General features: G+C 65.1%; 17 protein-coding genes and 1 pseudogene. 12 read left to right on the top strand and 6 right to left on the bottom strand.

All coding sequences use genetic code 11. The features are described 5' to 3' along the window. Positions 1-463: 463 nt before the first annotated feature. Both ACZYZE_RS08620 and ACZYZE_RS08615 read right to left on the bottom strand, forming a co-directional pair. On the bottom strand, positions 464-631 hold the full coding sequence (locus ACZYZE_RS08620; protein ID WP_463907328.1) for a hypothetical protein: 168 nt from the start codon (positions 629-631) through the stop codon (positions 464-466). Between the two features lie 32 nt (positions 632-663). Further along, positions 664-1098 carry an NUDIX domain-containing protein gene (locus tag ACZYZE_RS08615; protein ID WP_463907327.1) on the bottom strand — a complete coding sequence of 145 codons (435 nt, stop codon included), beginning with the start codon at positions 1096-1098 and terminating at the stop codon, positions 664-666. On the opposite strand from ACZYZE_RS08615, the gene ACZYZE_RS08610 reads away from it, so the two are divergent. The 3 genes from ACZYZE_RS08610 to ACZYZE_RS08600 all read left to right on the top strand — a co-directional run bounded on the left by ACZYZE_RS08610 (position 1097) and on the right by ACZYZE_RS08600 (position 3511). After that, positions 1097-2383 (top strand): alpha-amylase family glycosyl hydrolase, encoded by a 1287-nt coding sequence (locus tag ACZYZE_RS08610; protein ID WP_463907326.1) that lies wholly within the window; start codon positions 1097-1099, stop codon positions 2381-2383. The two genes, ACZYZE_RS08615 and ACZYZE_RS08610, sit on opposite strands and share 2 nt — an antisense overlap. After that, a complete protein-coding gene (locus ACZYZE_RS08605) occupies positions 2338-2535 on the top strand; it encodes a hypothetical protein (protein ID WP_463907325.1) in 198 nt (65 codons plus the stop codon). The genes ACZYZE_RS08610 and ACZYZE_RS08605 overlap by 46 nt, the downstream gene beginning before the upstream one ends. 82 nt (positions 2536-2617) lie before the next feature. Continuing rightward, entirely contained in the window at positions 2618-3511 is an 894-nt protein-coding gene (locus ACZYZE_RS08600) for a potassium channel family protein (RefSeq protein ID WP_463907324.1), read from the top strand. Positions 3512-3659: 148 nt separating this feature from the next. Here ACZYZE_RS08600 and ACZYZE_RS08595 read toward each other — a convergent pair whose 3' ends face one another. Together ACZYZE_RS08595 and ACZYZE_RS08590 are read right to left on the bottom strand one after the other, a co-directional pair. Further along, positions 3660-4040: a VOC family protein gene (locus ACZYZE_RS08595; protein WP_459319151.1), complete on the bottom strand. Its 381-nt coding sequence runs from the start codon at positions 4038-4040 to the stop codon at positions 3660-3662. A 368-nt stretch (positions 4041-4408) separates the two neighbouring features. Further along, positions 4409-4828, bottom strand: coding sequence for an ester cyclase (locus ACZYZE_RS08590; protein WP_459319152.1), 420 nt, complete (start codon positions 4826-4828; stop codon positions 4409-4411). 356 nt (positions 4829-5184) lie between these two features. On the opposite strand from ACZYZE_RS08590, the gene heR reads away from it, so the two are divergent. Both heR and ACZYZE_RS08580 read left to right on the top strand, forming a co-directional pair. Next, on the top strand, positions 5185-5988 hold the full coding sequence (gene heR / locus ACZYZE_RS08585) for a heliorhodopsin HeR (protein ID WP_463907323.1): 804 nt from the start codon (positions 5185-5187) through the stop codon (positions 5986-5988). Positions 5989-6225: 237 nt separating this feature from the next. Then, a pseudogene (locus tag ACZYZE_RS08580) lies at positions 6226-7152 on the top strand (phosphohexomutase domain-containing protein); the annotation flags it as partial. A gap of 84 nt (positions 7153-7236) precedes the next feature. Here the strand turns inward: ACZYZE_RS08580 and ACZYZE_RS08575 are convergent. Next, positions 7237-8019, bottom strand: coding sequence for a DeoR/GlpR family DNA-binding transcription regulator (locus ACZYZE_RS08575; RefSeq protein WP_463907322.1), 783 nt, complete (start codon positions 8017-8019; stop codon positions 7237-7239). An 87-nt stretch (positions 8020-8106) separates the two neighbouring features. Beyond that, the gene (locus ACZYZE_RS08570; RefSeq protein ID WP_463907321.1) at positions 8107-9246 is read right to left on the bottom strand and encodes a Gfo/Idh/MocA family protein; all 1140 of its coding nucleotides are present in this window, start codon (positions 9244-9246) and stop codon (positions 8107-8109) included. Between the two features lie 133 nt (positions 9247-9379). On the opposite strand from ACZYZE_RS08570, the gene ACZYZE_RS08565 reads away from it, so the two are divergent. The 7 genes from ACZYZE_RS08565 to ACZYZE_RS08535 are packed head-to-tail and all read left to right on the top strand — an operon-like array spanning position 9380 to position 16835. Then, positions 9380-10279, top strand: coding sequence for a PfkB family carbohydrate kinase (locus ACZYZE_RS08565; protein WP_463907320.1), 900 nt, complete (start codon positions 9380-9382; stop codon positions 10277-10279). A gap of 16 nt (positions 10280-10295) precedes the next feature. Then, positions 10296-11180, top strand: a complete 885-nt coding sequence (locus ACZYZE_RS08560; protein ID WP_463907319.1) for an aldolase — start codon at positions 10296-10298, stop codon at positions 11178-11180. Further along, positions 11177-12601, top strand: a complete 1425-nt coding sequence (locus ACZYZE_RS08555) for a hypothetical protein (protein WP_463907318.1) — start codon at positions 11177-11179, stop codon at positions 12599-12601. The genes ACZYZE_RS08560 and ACZYZE_RS08555 overlap by 4 nt, the downstream gene beginning before the upstream one ends. A gap of 53 nt (positions 12602-12654) precedes the next feature. Then, positions 12655-13944 (top strand): ABC transporter substrate-binding protein, encoded by a 1290-nt coding sequence (locus ACZYZE_RS08550; protein WP_463907317.1) that lies wholly within the window; start codon positions 12655-12657, stop codon positions 13942-13944. Next, the gene (locus ACZYZE_RS08545; RefSeq protein WP_463907316.1) at positions 13941-14903 is read left to right on the top strand and encodes a carbohydrate ABC transporter permease; all 963 of its coding nucleotides are present in this window, start codon (positions 13941-13943) and stop codon (positions 14901-14903) included. Before ACZYZE_RS08550 ends, ACZYZE_RS08545 begins: the two co-directional genes overlap by 4 nt. Before the next feature lie 4 nt (positions 14904-14907). Continuing rightward, positions 14908-15723 carry a carbohydrate ABC transporter permease gene (locus ACZYZE_RS08540; protein ID WP_459319161.1) on the top strand — a complete coding sequence of 272 codons (816 nt, stop codon included), beginning with the start codon at positions 14908-14910 and terminating at the stop codon, positions 15721-15723. After that, positions 15720-16835 carry a M24 family metallopeptidase gene (locus tag ACZYZE_RS08535; RefSeq protein WP_463907315.1) on the top strand — a complete coding sequence of 372 codons (1116 nt, stop codon included), beginning with the start codon at positions 15720-15722 and terminating at the stop codon, positions 16833-16835. The genes ACZYZE_RS08540 and ACZYZE_RS08535 overlap by 4 nt, the downstream gene beginning before the upstream one ends. Positions 16836-16845 lie beyond the last annotated feature (10 nt).

Genomic DNA, 16845 nt, shown 5'->3' with positions numbered 1-16845 from the left:
GGCGCGCGGTGACGTCGTCAGCGTGAAGAAATTGGGCTTTTTGAGGTAGAGGACTAGGGCTGGCAACAGTTCTGGCTGATCTCCGCCCCGTAGGCACCAGCGCTCCAGCCCTTTCACCGCGACAAATCCCCAAAATACGGCACGTCTAGGAGAGGACGCTGATGCTCATGGGTCCGGCCGGTGCTTGGTAACGGCGACTCTGATGGAGAGAGTCCATGATTCAGGCTCCCTGGCCAAGATCTTGAAGTTCAGATGTTGACTTTTGATGACTGCCAACCGATTCCTCGGTCCGTGTTGAGCAGCATCGGCTGAAATCCCATCCGAATCTGTGGATCCTGGCAGCAGATTCAACCCCGGATGATTTCCGAGACGGAAGAGCGGCGGTTTCTAAGACTCCCGCGTTCTGCGTAGATCACTGCACTCCTCTGGGACCGCGCATCCGCTGATCCGGTTGCCGTTGACACTATTCTTCATGCCAAGTCCACCATTCAAACGAACGCCTCGCCGGGGTGGTCGTTACGCCGAGACCCGCACCCACAACCGCGAGCAGCGTGAACGGCTCATCCAGCAGCTCCGCCGGATCCGGGGCCTCCGCGTAGGCAGCCCGCAGCCACTCCACCGCCTTCGCCACAATCTCCGCGTGGCCGTACGGCAGCCCGGCGATCAGCTCCGGTTCCTGGTCGCCGAAGCCAGCCGGACGCCGTCGGAAGTCAACGCCTCCTCCAAGGCCGCCAGGGGCACTACATCAACGTGGGCCACCGACAGTACCCAGCCGCGGTCATCGCGGCCGGGCTCGTAAAAGACCTGCAGCTGGCGAGGCACCTGACCGGAGATTCCGGCCTTCTCCCGTAAGCACCTCAGCACCGCATCGCCCAGAGTCTCGCGTTCGCGCAGGAAGGTGCCGGGCAGCGCCCACTTCCCATGCTGACCCGATTCCTGCCGCTTCGCCAAAAAGCAGCGGCACGGGTTGGCGACACTGAAGGCCTGGCGGAGGGCAGCGATCATGTTGCCCACCGCAACGATGCCCTGCCCGCGCTCGGAGCACCCGCTGTTCCAGGCTGCTTTGGCGGCCGGTCCGGGCTCGCCGGAACGGGACATGTTCCACTTTGTTGAAGGGCGCGACGCGAACACGCCGCCGAACAACTGGCAGAGCGTCTTCGGCGGCCGCGCCTGGAGCCGCGCCAACCCCGGCTCGGCGACAGACACGGACTGGTACCTGCACCTCTTTTCCCCCGAACAGCCGGACTGGAACTGGCGCAACCCGGCCGTCGGCGACTACTTCGACGGTGTGCTGCGCTTCTGGTTCGACAAGGGCGTGGACGGCCTCCGGATCGACGTCGCCCATGCCCTGTTCAAGGCCGACGGCTTGCCGGACTCGCCCTACACGGACGGGGTGGTGGACGGACTCCGGTCCAACCCGCAGGTCTCGGACCAGGAGGAAGTCCACGAGGTGTACCGCCGCTGGCGCACCCTCGCGGAGAAGTATCAGCCGCACCGCCTGCTGGTAGGCGAGGTCAACCTGGAACCGGCCCGCGCCGCCCGCTACACCCGGGCGGACGAGATGCAACAGGCCTTCGCCTTCGCGTTCGTGAAACTCGGCTGGGACCCTGCGGCGTGGGCAGAAGTCGGGAACGAGCTCGAAACGGCGCGGCAGCTTCACGGCGCCACGCCGACGTGGGCGCTGGAGAACCACGACATCGTCCGCACCGTGACGCGGTTCGGCGGCGGGGAGCTCGGCGGGCTGCGGGCCCGCGCAGCGCTGGTGGCTTTGCTGGGCCTGCCCGGCCCGGCGTACTTGTACCAGGGGCAGGAACTCGGACTGCCCGAGGTGGACGTCCCGCTCGAGGCCCGGGTGGATCCCATGTGGGCCCGCGGCGGCGTCTGCCGCGACGGCGCCCGCGTGCCGCTGCCGTGGACCGAGGACGCGGCGCTGAACCACGGCTTCTCGCTGACTGAACCCGCCGCGGAACCCTGGCTCCCGGTCCCCGCGGACTGGGGCATCCACGCGATCGAGCGTCAGCAGCAGGACCGGCGTCGTCGCTGGCGCTGGTCTCCAAAGCGCTGGAAATGCGCCGGCTGCTGTGGACGACGGGAGTCTTCGGCCCGGACGACGGCGGCACCTGGCGGGTGGAGGAGGGCAACCTGCTCATCTGCGAGCGGAGCGCGGACTTCCTCGTCGCCGTCGCGATGGGCACTGAACCGGTGCGGCTCCCGGCCGGATCCGTGCTGCTCAGCGCCGCGTCGCTGGCGGAGGACGGCCGGCTGCAGCCGAACAACGCCGTGTGGGTGCTGCGGGACTGAGGCTCCGCTGTCGCCGTCGTCCGGGACGGGGTCCGGGTGCACGCCGTCTTTGGCCGCGCCGATGACTTCGGACGTCCGATGACCACGCAGACACCGGTGCTGCTGGCCTCCACCTGCAAGATCATCACCGCTATCGCCGTGTCAAAGCAGGTTGGGGCTGGCCGGCTCTGGCCGGTCCCGCGGACAGTGTCACTGCTCCTTGGGGATGCGGGGGCACGCTGCCCGTCGGCTTGATCATCAGTGAACGGGCATCGGCGTCAGCCCGGCCCGTGATGTCCATCGCGGATTCGAAGCAGTGCCGCCCATAAGATGAGGCATGGACTTAGTGGACACGCTCTGGACGGTTTTGGGGGCCGGGCTGGTTCTGCTGATGCTCGTTGACGTCTTTCGTACGCTCCTCTATCCGCATGGTACGGGCCCCGTAGGCCGGGCGATCATGCGCGGGTTCTGGCTGGTGTCCAGGAAATCGCGGGGCCGGGGCTCCTTCATCGCAGCGCCTTTGGCCATGGCCGCCGTCATTGGCGCCTGGGCAGGTCTGGCGGCCACCGGCTGGGCCCTGCTCTATCTGCCCCATCTGCCGGCCGGTTTTGTGCACGGAGCCGGGGTGCCACAGCGGGGCGACTTTGGCGAAGCGCTCTACATCTCCCTGGTCATGCTTTCCACTGTGGGGTTCGGCGACATCGTGCCGGCGCATCCGCTGCTCCGGCTGGTGGTGGCCCTCCAGGCCGTCGCCGGATTCGGGTTGCTGACGGCGACGGTCACGTGGATCCTGCAGACGTTTCCGGCCCTGAACCGCCGCCGGACCCTTGCCCACCAGCTGAACCTGTTCAGGGAGGCTGCAGGGCCGGCGGGTGTACTGTCGCTGGATCCCGTGCATGCTGCCGGTCTGCTGGAATCAATGGCCGGAAACGTGGCTTCGGTGAGCATAGATCTGCTTGCGTTCCACGAAACCTATTACTTCCGTGAAGTCGAGCAGCGCGGCTCGTTACCGGCCACGGTGGCCTACGCCCAGGAGCTGGCATCCCAGGCCCAGCGCAGCGAGAGCCCTGAACTCCAGTTCGCCGGACGGATGCTGCACGCGTCGCTGGACGCGCTCGCGGAAGTCCTTCGCGGCAAATTCGGCCATTCAGGAACCACGTCTTCCGATGTGTTCGACAGCTACGAGCAGCACCACCGGCACCTGCGGGGTGGGGAACCAGACACGAAGTAGCGTGCGGGCACTGATTTCCAAGTGCCGCGTTCCAATCTTTCGCAGATACGCTGAACCGGCCCCCGCCTTGATCGCGGAAGCTGGCTCCCTCGGGTTCGCGGCAGGCGGCGGCAATGCGTTGCGTCGTTGATCGGTGCCAGGCTCCGGCCTACCCGCGCTGGGCGATGTTGATGATGTTGCCCTCGCTATCCAGGAACCAGGCGGCCTTCCCCCAGTCGGCGGTGGCAATGCCGTTCTCCGTCTTCAGGCCGGGAAAGTCGTACTCTTCAAAGACGACGCCGCGGCCCCGCAGTTCCTCCATCTCGCCTTCGAGATTGTCCGTTTCCCAGCCCATCTGGGTGTTCTTCGCTGACCCGGCATTATCTGTCTGGTAAACGAGGAAGCGGGTTCCTTGGCCGCAGCTGTACATGACGCTCTCGTCCTCCATGGATTCGGAGGGTTCGATGCCCAACTTGTCCCGGTAGAACTCCTTCGCCCTGCTGATGTCCTTCGCGGGGAGGACAGCCATGATGTTTGAATCCTTGAGCATGATCATTCCCTTCTTTGCGTTCAAAGTCGCGATGGCGTTGTTCCCCCGTTTCGGTCCCCGGAATCCTCGTCCGGAGTCCGTGACCGCCCCTTGCGCCGAGCCGGGGCAGCCACAGGGACTCTTCAACGCCGCGCTACCCATCACCGGCGCGAGGGGTCCCCGAAGCTTATGTGGCCATCATGGTCCGCCTGGGCCTCCGGAAATAGGGGTGCACGGCATCACGGTGCAAGGTGCTGGGGAGGCCCCGGAGCAACGCCCCAGTCGTAGCTGACGTAGAAGGCTGTCCGCGTTTCCGGTCGGGACGCGGGGACAGCCTCCCTGGGTGCACGACTGCGGCTGTTCCGGCCGCCGTCGTGCTTCGGTTTTACTCAGGCCATAGCCATGGCGCCGATCTGCCGCATGATGCTCAAATTGTCAGTGGTGCCCCAGTGCTCGGCTACCTTGCCTTCTTCGACGCGGATGATGTCGGTGCAGTCGAACTCGACGGTCTTGCCCGTTGCCGGGATGCCGGCGAGTTCGCCACGATGGGTGCCCGTCAGGATCACGTGGCACGCCTCCATGTTTCCGGCGCTAATTGAGGGCGCGATCTCTTTGACCTTGATGTCCGGGAAAGCCGACCGCATTGTGTTCGCGAAGTACCTAACCCCGTCCCTGCCGGCCGGTTGTCCCGGGAGGCCCTCCTCGTGATCGACATAGCTGTCCGTTGCCAACTCATCGACGAGCGCGAGGTTTCCGCTCTCTAGTACGTCCTTGTAAAACCGCTCTATCAGTCCAATACCTTCAGACATTTTCGACTCCTTGCAGGCGAGAGACCGGATGGGACCCCCAGCGCCTTTACCGGGCATGCCGCACGAACCCACGCCGTCAGGCTGCCATTCCGGGCAGCGAGCCCCGCGCGGAGTGCCGAGAAAGACTGTGGAAAAAGTAGTGGAACCGGCGAGATGCCCTGTTAAGTCAGAACATATTCCGGTGTTCCGAGCGTGTCAAGATGCTGTGGCTACTGCCCGCTCAGCCTGCCGGCCCGGCGTGGGAGCCAGCCAGCCTCGGCCTGGCGCAGTCAGGCGTATGTATGGCCACGCGCAGACGCCCGACTGCTACCGTGGGCAGCACAGACACTGTTCGTCCGCTCATCGAGGAGCACCCCATGGCGCGCACAACCCGGACCGCCGACGACAACGTCCGCCGTCTTCGCCCCTACAACGTAGTGGCTGGCTCTCTTCACCTGGTCCAGGCCATCGGCTTTGCGGTCATCCTCACAATGCTCAGCACCCAGGTCACGTTCGGTGTAACCGCGGACTACCTGGCGGGTCCTCCCGGCTTCCCGGTGCCAGCTGAGCGCGTGGAACTTTTTGCCGTCAATGTGGGTGCCGGCGTTGTTGTGTTCCTCGCCCTCTCCGCGCTGTTCCACTTCGCCGTAGCGTCGCCGCTGTTCTTCCCGCGCTACGGTGCCGGGCTCAGAGCGAACCACAACTACTTCCGCTGGGTCGAATACTCACTCAGTTCGTCCGTGATGATCTGGCTGATCGCCCAGACCACAGGAATCACCGATATCGCCGCCCTGTTCTCAATCTTCGCCGTCAATGCCGCGATGATCGGCTTCGGGGCGCTGCAGGAAAAATACGAGAAGCCTGGCAGCGGCAATTTCCTGCCTTTCATCTTTGGGTCCATGGCCGGGGTGGTGCCTTGGATCGTGATCCTTGTCTACTTCTTGTCCCCTGGGTCGGCTGGCACGGTGGAGCCGCCCGCCTTCGTCTACGGCATCATCATCTCGCTGTTCCTGTTCTTCAACACCTTCGCGATTAACCAGTGGCTTCAGTACCGCCAGGTGGGTCCGTGGCGCGACTACCTCTACGGCGAACGGGTGTACATAACTCTCAGCCTCATCGCCAAGACAGCGCTCGCATGGCAAGTCTTTTCAGGCGCCATCATCCCGGCTTTGACCAGCTGACCGAACCGCGCGGTGATCACGTCCTGGCCAGCGCACCGGCGACCGTCCGAGCCGCGGCCACAGCTGGTCGTACGAGAACAGAACGTCCGATCACCGCATTGAGAATAAACATCGGTACGGCCATCACCGAGTCCCGGGCGATCGCAGTGTGCTCCCCGGGCCCGACGGGGCTGGCGCGTCAGCTCGGCAGCGGCAAATTCACACCCCCAGCGTTCCCGCGGCTAAGCTGATGTTGTTTATCCAACATTCTATGTTTGTCTGGTAAACCTCGGCAGCATCCGCCCCCTCAAAGTAGTGGTGGACGCCGGAAACGGCATGGCCGGGCTGACGGTCCCTGCAGTTCTCGGGGACCAGATCCTCCCGGCGTTGCCTCTCTCAGTGGTGCCTCTGTACTTCGAGTTGGACGGCACCTTCCCCAACCATCCGGCAAACCCCCTGGACCCGGATAACCTCCGCGATCTGCAGGCCGCCGTCGTCGAACACGGCGCAGACCTCGGCCTGGCCTTTGACGGAGACGCGGACCGCTGCTTTGTGGTGGATGAGAAAGGCCAGCCGCTGACCCCGTCTGCCATCACGTCGCTGATCGCCGTTCGCGAGATTGCACGTGCAAAGACCGCCAGCGCGGCGGAACCAGCCGTCATTCACAACCTGATCACCTCAAAGGCGGTACCCGAGTTCATCACGGCCGCCGGCGGGCGGCCGGTGCGCACCCGGGTCGGGCACTCCTTTATCAAGGCCCGCATGGCCGCAGAGGGCGCAGTGTTCGGCGGCGAGCACTCGGCGCACTACTACTTCCGTGACTTTTACAACGCGGATACCGGGATGCTGGCCGCGATGCATGTCCTGGCGGCCCTGGGTGAGCAGCCGGTGCCGCTCTCTGAACTTGGCCGACAATTCGAGCCGTACACGGCCAGCGGGGAAATCAATTCGTCAGTGGATGGCGTCGCCAGCACCGTGGCCCGGGTCCGCGCCGGCTTCGAAGGTGACAGCGGCATCACCGTGGATGAGCTCGATGGCTTGAGCATTGCCGCCGGAACGGGCGACTGGTGGTTCAACGTACGCGCGTCCAACACGGAAGCGCTGCTGCGGCTCAATGTCGAAGGCAAGGACGCGGCAACCATGCAGCGGGTGCGGGACAGTGTCCTGGAACTGATCCGCCGCTAAGGCGCGGAATCGCAAAAAGGTGCCGGGCCGCAACGGGCCCGGCACCTATTTCAGCTCTGCAGCGACTTCACTGCGGCCGGGTCGTCACCGCGCCACGATCAGTTTGACGGACGCTGCCCGCAGCGCAGCTTCAATTTCCCGCGGCGGCGGAGCGTCCGTCACGAGAACATCGGCCGCTTCGAAGGCGGCGAGCCGCGCCAACGCGTACCTGAGCATCTTCTGCTGGGTCGCCACCACCACCACCTGCTCGGCGGAGTTCATCAGCGCCAGCTTCGTGGCACGTTCCACATCCCGCTCGATGTAGAACCCCTCGTCGTGGATCCCGCTCACTCCGATGAACGCGGTCTTTGCTCGGAGCCCCGCAACGGCCGCAACTGTCATGTCCCCGTTGAACGCCTGGCTGTCCAGTAGCAGCTCCCCGCCGAGACAGATGGTCCGTGCCGAAGTGAGCTGCAGGCACCGCTGGATGGCAGGGGCCGAATGGGTGATGATGGTGCCCGCGAACAGCGTGGGGAGCTCCTGCGCAATCTGGTACGTGGTGGTACCGGCATCCAGGATGATGGCGTCACGCTCCCCGATGAGGGAAACGCAGGCGCGCGCCACCCGCTGCTTCGCATCCGCGTCCTCGCGGACCCTCGCGGCAAAGTCAGCGTTCTGGCCGGCCGCGTTGACCGCGCTCACCCCGCCATGCACCACCCGGACCAGCCCGCGCTGCGAGAGCTGTCGGGTGTCCCGGCGTACCGTCATGTCCGACACTGAAAATGTCTCGGCCAGGTCGGTCGTGGAGATGAACCCCCGCCGCTCCAGTTCATCAAGTATGGTGCGCTGTCGGGGCGTCAACGGCGCCTCTTCACTTGAGATGCTCATGTCCCCTTCTCCCTGCGTCCCTTGACCGGACGATTTGGCCTGGCGGGATATTCACTCCACGCACAAATGTACTTGTGAACTTCCGTCTCAGCTGACCGCGATGTTGGCATTCAAGAGCTCAACCGGGCGTCCTTCAACGATGGAACGCTCGGCAGCCAGGCCCATGCGCACCGACTGCAGCCCGTCCGCGACCGTGACTTCCACCGGCCCCTCCCCCAGGATGGCCTTGCGGTAGCCAAGGTGCTCGTAGTAAGTGGAGCCGTGGTGGGCACCTGCCGCCAGCACCGCTTCGTCGACAGGGACTTCATGTGCTTCCGGGCCCAGAGGTGAGCGGGGGCTGAATTCAACCACTGCTTCGGACTCATCGCCCTCGATCCAGTGGTTGGCCGCCACGGGAATGAGGCACTCGATCTTGGCGGCATCGCCCACGATGGAGATACGCTCCTGGAACTTGGATCCTTCGGCGAACATGGACAGCTCCAGCATGGCGCGCCGGCCGCTCTTGAAGTCCACCACTACATAGGCGTTGTCGATCATGTCCGAGACCCTGCCGTCGTACAGTTCGTCCATGTGGTTGACGTCATGGCCGCCGCTTGCATAGATGCGGGTGGGCTCGTCCTGGAGGATCAGCCTCATCAGGTCGAAGAAGTGGCAGCACTTCTCCACCAGGGTCCCGCCCGTGCGCTCGTTGAAGCGGTTCCACGCATCCACTTTGTGCAGGAAGGGGAACCGGTGCTCCACGATGGACAGCATAACCACGTTGCCCAGCTTGCCGCCGTGGGCTGCCTGGATGATCTCCTGCACGGGGGGCATGTAGCGGTACTCCATGGCCACCCAGACGGGTGCGGAATAGCCCGCGGCGAGGGACTCCAGTTCGTCCGCTTGTTCGGCCGTGGTGCAGACCGGCTTCTCCACCAGCACGGGAAGCTTCACCTGGTTCGCGAAGATGTCCTTCAGGATATCCAGGTGCGTGTCGTTCGGGCTCGCGATCACCAGGGCATCAACCAGTCCTGAATTCAGGAGTTCCCGGTGGTCCGAAAACGTCCTCACTTCAGAGCCGATTTCGGCCACAGTCTCATCGAGGGAGGAACGCTGGGGATCCGAAACCGCGGTAATCAGGCTTCCGGGGATCAAGGCAAGGTTGCGGACGTGTTCCCGGGCCATGTGGCCGGCGCCAATGAGTCCGTAACGAATCGTCCGGACCGCTTCCGCAGTGGGCAATGACATGAGCTGCTCCGTTTCTCTACATTGAGGATGGGATCGCGATGCATCCCAGACAGAACTATACAGAAAGTGTTGATATTCCAACATAGCGTGTGTATATTTCTTCATTACAACCGTGACTACAACGAGGTGGAACGTGTCCCAACCGTCAACCAGAACTCTGCTATTCGTAGGCTGCGCAACCCTTGACTCCATTGCCCTGGTCCAGGACTACCCCGCGGAGGACAGCCGCACCGTCGCAACTGACTTTGCCACAGCGGGAGGCGGGCCCGCCGCCACCGCAGCGGTCGCCGCTGCCCGCGCCGGATCTGAAACGGCCTTCGCCGGGGTGCTCGGCACGGATGAGGAAGGGGATCGGATCATCTCCGGTTTGGAGGCCGAAGGGGTGGACACCTCCGCCGTCGTCCGCGATCCGGGCGTCAAAACAGGTGCCAGCGTAATCGTCGTCAGCAAGGGCTCCGAAAGCCGGGCCATCGTCACCCGGCCCGTACCGCCGGTCCGCTTCCCCGCCGACGGACGCTTCCGGGAACTGCTCAACGCCGCAGCGTGGGTCCATGTGGACCACCTCGGCTGGAACGCCGTCACGGGCATCCCCAACCTGAACCTCAGCGTCGACGCGGGCAACCCCATCCCCAACTTCAGCCCGCGGGGCGTGGCCCTCTACGTCCCCACCGTCGAGCGCCTGCAGGCCGAGTACGGCGCGGACCTGCCGGTTGAGTCGCTGCTCCAGAAAGCGATCGACGACGGCGCCTCCGCCGTCGTCGCCACTGCCGGCGCGAACGGGGCCTGGGTAAAGGCCGGCAACAGCGAAGCGGTACACGTACCGGCGACACCTGCCGACATTGTGTCCACCCTCGGCGCCGGCGACGTCTTTCACGGCGCCCTGCTGGCCGCAGTGGCCGCCGGCCTGCCCCTCGGCGACGCCGCAGCCTTCGCCGGCCGGATTGCCTCGGCATCCTGCGCCGGACTGGACGGCCGCTCCGCCATCCCGCGCGAAATCATCAGCCCTGTTCTTGCCTCACACCACACCGCCTAGCTGAAAGAAGCAGCCCATGACCGTCACAGATCTCTCACCCCTCCAACGCCCCTCAGGCGCCTTCGCGATGCTCGCCGTCGACCAGCGCGAAGCCATGCGCAACATGATCGCCGAACACCAGGAGACGCCGGTCACCGACGAAGACCTGCGCGACTTCAAGCTCGAAGCAGCCCGAATCCTCAGCCCCTACGCCTCCGGCGTCCTGATCGATCGGCAGTTCGCCCTGGACCAGGCCATCGAGGCTGGGGTGGTTGACCCGGCCTGCGGTCTGATCGCCTCCGCCGACCACTTCGAATCCGCCCACGGTGAACTGGTAGGCGAGGTCACCATCGACCGATTGGTTGATCCGCACAAGTACGCCGCCCTGGGCGTAAAAGCACTCAAACTGCTGGTGCTTTACCGCCCGGATGAGCCCTCCGAGGGCCGGGTGCAGATGGTCCGGGAGTTCGTGGAACTGTGCAAGTCCGCCGGACTGATCAGCATCATTGAACCGCTATCCCGCAAGCCGCTCTCCGGGGAAGATTTCGACTGGAACGCCGGCATCCTGGCCGCCGCCAAGGAACTGGGCAGCCTCGGAGCGGACCTGTACAAGGCCGAAGTGCCGTTCCACGGGCAGGCCCCGGAGGAAGAGGTACGGGCAGCCTGCGCTGAACTGACCCGGGCCATCGACGGCCCGTGGGTTATCCTCTCCTCCGGCGTCCCCGAGGACGTCTTCCCCGACGCCGTCCGGTGGGCCTGCCTCGAAGGTGCCAGCGGTTTCCTCTCCGGCCGCGCCGTGTGGGCATCCTGCATCGGCTCCCCCGACGTCGTCGCTTCCCTGTCCTCCGACGCCGTCCGCCGACTGCAGCACCTCTGCGCCGTCGTGGACGACGTGGTCGCTTCCCAGCGGACCAACGTATGAGCACCGCCGGCGCCAAGAAGCGCGTCCTGATGATCGCGACGGCGCGGCCCACCTTCGTGGTGGACGTCGCCGACAAATACGCGGCGGCCGCCCGCGCACTGGTTGAGGAGCTGGGCGCCGAGGTCTTCGGGCCCAGCGAGCTGGTGATGACCCCCGAGGACATCGAAGCCGCCCTGCCGTACCTGCAGGAGGACTTCGACCTGGTGGTCAACGTCTGCGCCAGCTTCTCCGACGCCACCCCGGCCCTGGCCCTGTACGCGGAGCTGGACCAGCCGGTGCTCCTGTGGTCCTTCCGCGAACCGGGGCCGGTGGGAGACAGGCTCTGGCTGAACTCGCTGTGCGGGTCCAACCTTTACGCCCACGCCCTGGTCCGCGCCGGCAGGAGCGTCCGGCTGATGTACGGGAACCCGGATGAGGACAGCGTGGCGGCCGTCCTGCGTGACGCCATCAACGGCACGCTGCCCTCCGGCACCTCCCTGGACGCAGTGCACGGCGAACGTGCCAAGGACAAGGAAGCCGTGGGAGCGTCATTGCTGGGCATAAAGGGCCAGCGCGTGGGACTCGTGTCCGAGGCTCCCCCGGGCTTCACTCCCAGCCAGTTTGATCCCGACCTGCTGGAAAAGCTCTTCGGACTGCAGGTGGAGCAGCTCGGCATCGATGAGATGTTCAGCAAGATCGACGACGTGGCCCCCGCCCAGTGCGACGCCGAGCAAAAGTCCGCCCGCGCTGCCCAGCCCAGCCTCGACTCGGTGAACCCGGACGAGGTGGCACGGTCCGCCGCCACCACGGTCGCGATGCGCGAATGGGGAGCTGCCAAGGATTTGTCCGCAATCGCCGTCCGCTGCTGGCCGGAATTTCCCACCCAGCGCGGGGTCTGCCCCTGCTCCTCGCTGTCGCGCATCGCCGACGAAGGCACCCCCACGGCCTGCGAGCGCGACGTTTACGGCGCCGTTACCATGCTGCTGATGCAGTCCCTGGGCTCCGGCCCCACCTACCTGGTGGACACCGTGGACCTCAATACGGACAACAACAGCGTGCGGCTCTGGCACTGCGGCTCGGCGGCTACCGCCTTGGCGGCCGATCCGGCCGAGGCCACCCAGTTCACCCACTGCAACCGGAAAATCGGCGTTGCCGGCAACTTTCCGCTCAAGACCGGACCGGTGGTCATGGCCCGCCTGACCGAGAACAACGACGGCGGTGGCGGACTCCGGCTGCTCATCGGCGCCGGCGAATCGATCCCCGCGCCCAACCACTTCCAGGGAAACACTGCGGAAGTCCGGCTCGACGTGGACGCCAGTTCGTTCGTGAACTCCCTGGTGGTGGGCGGGTTCCCGCACCACACCGTCCTGGCTTGGAAGGACATCCGTCCCCAGCTCCGCACCGCGGCTGACCTCCTGGGGATCCCCGTCACCGAGTGGTGACACCCTCATCAGCCGGCAACAAGGCAACGCAAACACTCAACGAGGAGATTATTGTGAGTCAGATTTCACGCAGGCAGGCCCTTACGGTCTTTGGCGCCCTCGGCTTCGGCGCAACGGCCCCGGCATGCGCGGGCCCCGGCGGCAGCACGGCACCTGGCGGCAGCACCGGCGCCGCTGCCCCGTCCGCCGGGAACATCACCGGCAAGGTGTCCTTCGCGCACTGGCGCGGCGAGGACAAGGCGGTGTTCGACGAACTGATCAAGCGCTTCGCCGCCAAGCACGACGGCGTGGAGATCGCGCAGGACATCTCCACCTCCAACGACTACAACGCGCAGGCTCTGCAGAAGTTGCGCGGCGGTTCGATCGGCGACGCCTTCGCCACTTTCCGTGGAGCACAGTTCAAGAATTTCACCGAGGCCGGGATCTACACTGACCTGAAAAACAGCAAGGCCGCCTCGAACTACCAGCCGGGGCTTCTCGCCGCCGGCAAGTCCGGGGACAGCCAGCTCGGACTCCCCTACCAGGTGGTCTTCCCCATGCCCATGGCCAACGTTGACCTGTTCGACAAGGCGGGGGCCGACGTCGTACCCAAGGACTGGGACGCCTTCCTTGCGATGTGCGAAAAGCTCGCAAGCTCCGGCACCATCCCCATCTCCTGGCCCGGCGGCGACGTCGGCAACGGCGGCCAGCTGTTCAACTGCATGATCGCCAACAATGCCCCCGTCGACGACATGTGCGCCCAGATTGAGCAGGGCAAACTCAAGTGCACGGACGAGTGGTTCCTGAAGATGCTCGGACAGTACAAGGATCTGGTCCCCTACCTGCAGCCCAACGCCACGGGCACCGCGGTGGAACCGGCACAGAACCTCTTTTCCCAGGGCAAAGCCGCGATGCTTGCCACGGGTTCCTACCACATCGCCGCTGTCCGCGGACTCGGCGCCCAGTTCCCCATTGAACTGGTGTTCCCCAACACCTCCACCGGCGGCAATGCCAAGTACGAGGGTGTCTACAACGCCACCTTCATCCTGGGCGTCAACGCCGCCAGCAAGAACCAGGCAGCCGCAGCCGCGTGGATCGATTTCCTCTCCGAACCGGAGAACGCGGCTTACTACGCCAACAAGACGGCCCAGCACGTGTCCGTGGACAAGGTGGACTACACCAACCCCGATCTGAAGCGGCTGAGCCCGTGGCTGGAGAAGAAGACGGCGCTGGCCGCCAGGTTCCAGTTCCAGAACCTGGACGTCCGCAATGCCGTGGAAGCCAGCGCCACGGCGGTCATCTCCGGCACCAGCCCGGAGCAGGCAGCGGAGGCCGCCCAGAAGATTGTTGACGAACGGCTATGAGCATCCATCCCGGAACGGCTGCGAAGAGTAGCTCACCGGACAGCCGTCCCGACACCCCCGGCCCGAAGGCGCGCCGTCGTTCACCCACCCGGGTAAACCCGGTTCTCTACCTCTTCCCGCTGCCCGCCGTGGCCATCATTGCGTTTTTCCTGGTGATGCCCACGCTGCAGGCCTTCCAGTACGCCGTCACGGACTGGAACGGCTTCTCGGCCGCATTCAACTACGTGGGGCTGGACAACTTCGTCCGCGCGTTCACCAAAGACTCGCTTTTCACGAACGCACTGACAAACAACTTGAAGTTCGTACTCCTGGTGGTGGTGGCGCAGACAGTGTTCTCGCTGCTGCTCGCACTGCTGCTCACTAAGAACTCGCGCGGAAGCATCCTGCTGCGCGCCCTCTTCTTCTTCCCCACCATCCTTTCCTCCGTGTCCGTCGCGTTCATCTGGAAGTTCATCTACGACCCGAACTTCGGGCTTGCCAACTCGGTGCTCGGAGCCGTCGGCCTGGAAGGCCTGCAGGGCTCCTACCTCGGGAACAATGCGCAGGCGCTGTACTGGGTGGCACTGACACAAGTCTGGTTCCACGCAGGACAGATGATGGTTGTCTTCATCGCGGGCCTGCAGGCCATCCCGCGGGAACTCTACGAGGCAGCCGAGATGGACGGCGCCGGCAAATGGCAGCGGTTCAAGTCGATCACGTGGCCGTTCGTGGCACCCGCCACGTCCATTGTGGTGGCCTACTCCACCGTCCAGTCGTTCAAAGCGTTCGACCTGATCCTCGGTATCGCAGGGAATCCGCCGAAAGCGTCGCTGGACATCCTCTCCACCCGTATCTACAGCACTTTCGCCAACTCGGAGTTCGGCTATGCCGCCGCCCAGTCAATCATCTTCATGGCGATGATTGCCTTGGTCACGTGGCTGCAGCGCCGGTTGCTCCGCCTCACCCCGAAGGGGGAATGACAGCATGCTCTCGTCAATAACCCGCCGCGGAATCCTCGCGATCTACACGGTCATCATCATCGTTCCGCTGACCGTGGTGGGGTTCGGCAGCTTCAAGTCGACCCAGGAGCTCTTCGAGGGGCCCTTCAGCCTTCCGCAGTCGCTCTCCCCTGCCAATTACGCGGAGGTCATCGGCGGCCAGGACCTTGGTTCGTCGTTTATGAACAGCGTCATTGTCACCGCCATTTCCGTACCGCTCACGTTGTTCCTTGCCAGCCTCGCCGGCTATGCCGTGGCCCGGCTCAGGGGCTTCATGTCCTGGGCCATCTTCGGTTTCCTGGTCCTGGGCATGGCAATCCCCGCCCAGGCCAACATGGTGCCGCTCTACGTACTGTTCGGACGGCTCGGGCTGCTGGACAACCTCACCGGCCTGGTGGTGGCCAATGTGGTTTCCACGCTGCCGATCGCAGTCTTCATCCTGGGTGGGTTCATGCGCACCCTGCCCAAGGAACTCTTTGAGGCATCCTCCATTGACGGAACCGGACCTTGGCGGACCTACCTCTCCATCGCCCTTCCGCTGTCCGCCCCGTCGGTGGCTGCGGCGGCAATCTTCCTGTTCGTGATCCACTGGAACGAGCTGCTGTACCCGCTGCTGTTCATCCAGTCCCCGGGCAACCGGACCCTGCCGCTGGCACTGCTCAGCTTCCAGGGCGAGTTCCAGACCAACTATCCGCTGCTGTTTGCCGGTGTCATCATGGCGTCCCTGCCCGTGGTGGTGGCGTATGTCTTCCTGCAGCGCTACTTCGTTGCCGGGATCACCGCCGGGGCAAGCAAGGGATGAGCGCAGCAAGCCTCCCGGGCAGCTGGGAAGACCAACTCGCCTCCCTCCGCCGGCTTTCCGTGGAACACGGTGCCCACACCGTGGTGCTGCGGGACCCGCTGAATCTTTCATGGTTCACGGGAGCCAGGTGGCACGTGCCGCAGACGTTGAACACGGCCTGCTTCGACGTCGTGGTCTCCGGCCTTGCCGGACCGCAGGCCGCCGAAGAGGTGCGGATCGTCACGAATGCCATCGAGGCTCCACGGCTGCGGGACACCGAGTTCGCTGGCCGCACGGTGGAATTCGACGTCGTGGACTGGACCGAGGACCGGTCCACCCGGCTGCCCGCGGGCCCCGGTGTCCTGACGGACCAGCCCAACGGAATGGGCGCTGGCAGCATAGACGCACAGGCACCACTTGCCGCCATCCGCCGGATCCTCACCCCCGGCCAGCAGCACACCCTCACCGGGCTGTGCGCCGACCTCGCCCGCATCACCGGACGGGTCGTGGCCGCCATCAGGCCAGGCGAATCCGAGCAGCACATTGCCGGCCAACTGGCCGCAGCGCTGCTCGACGAAGGCATCGAGGCCGTGGCCCTGTTCGTGGGCTCCGACGAACGGATCGGCGCCCACCGCCACCCCCTTGCCACGGCGAAGCCGGTGCAGGACCGCGTGATGGTTGCCTGCTGCGGACGGCGGGGCGGCATGGTGGGATCAGTCACCAGGATGGTCTCCTTTTCACCGCTGGAGGCCGAAGCCGCCACGTACCACTCGCTACTGCGGGTGGAACAGGCCTTCCTTGACAACAGCACACCGGGCGCCGTCCTCAGTGAGGTTTTCGCCCTCGGGGCAGCCGCCTACGGCGAGAACGGCTTCGATCCTGGGGAGTGGCGCCGGCACCACCAGGGCGGCCTCACCGGCTTCAACCCGCGTGAACTGATCGCCAACCCGCGCACCAACCTTGAACTGGCCGAAGGCATGGCGCTGGGCTGGAACCCCTCAGGTGCAGGGTTCAAGGTCGAGGACACCGTGCTGGTCACCGCCGACGGTCCCCGGATCCTCACCACCGACGACGCCTGGCCCACCCTGGCCGTGGGTGGACGACCCCGCCCCGCCGTGCTGGAAATCCACTAGCCCAAGAAGA

The organism is Pseudarthrobacter woesei, from assembly GCF_055412745.1.
Note: the sequence above shows the minus strand (reverse complement) of the source record. Positions and strands in the feature narration are given on the sequence as shown.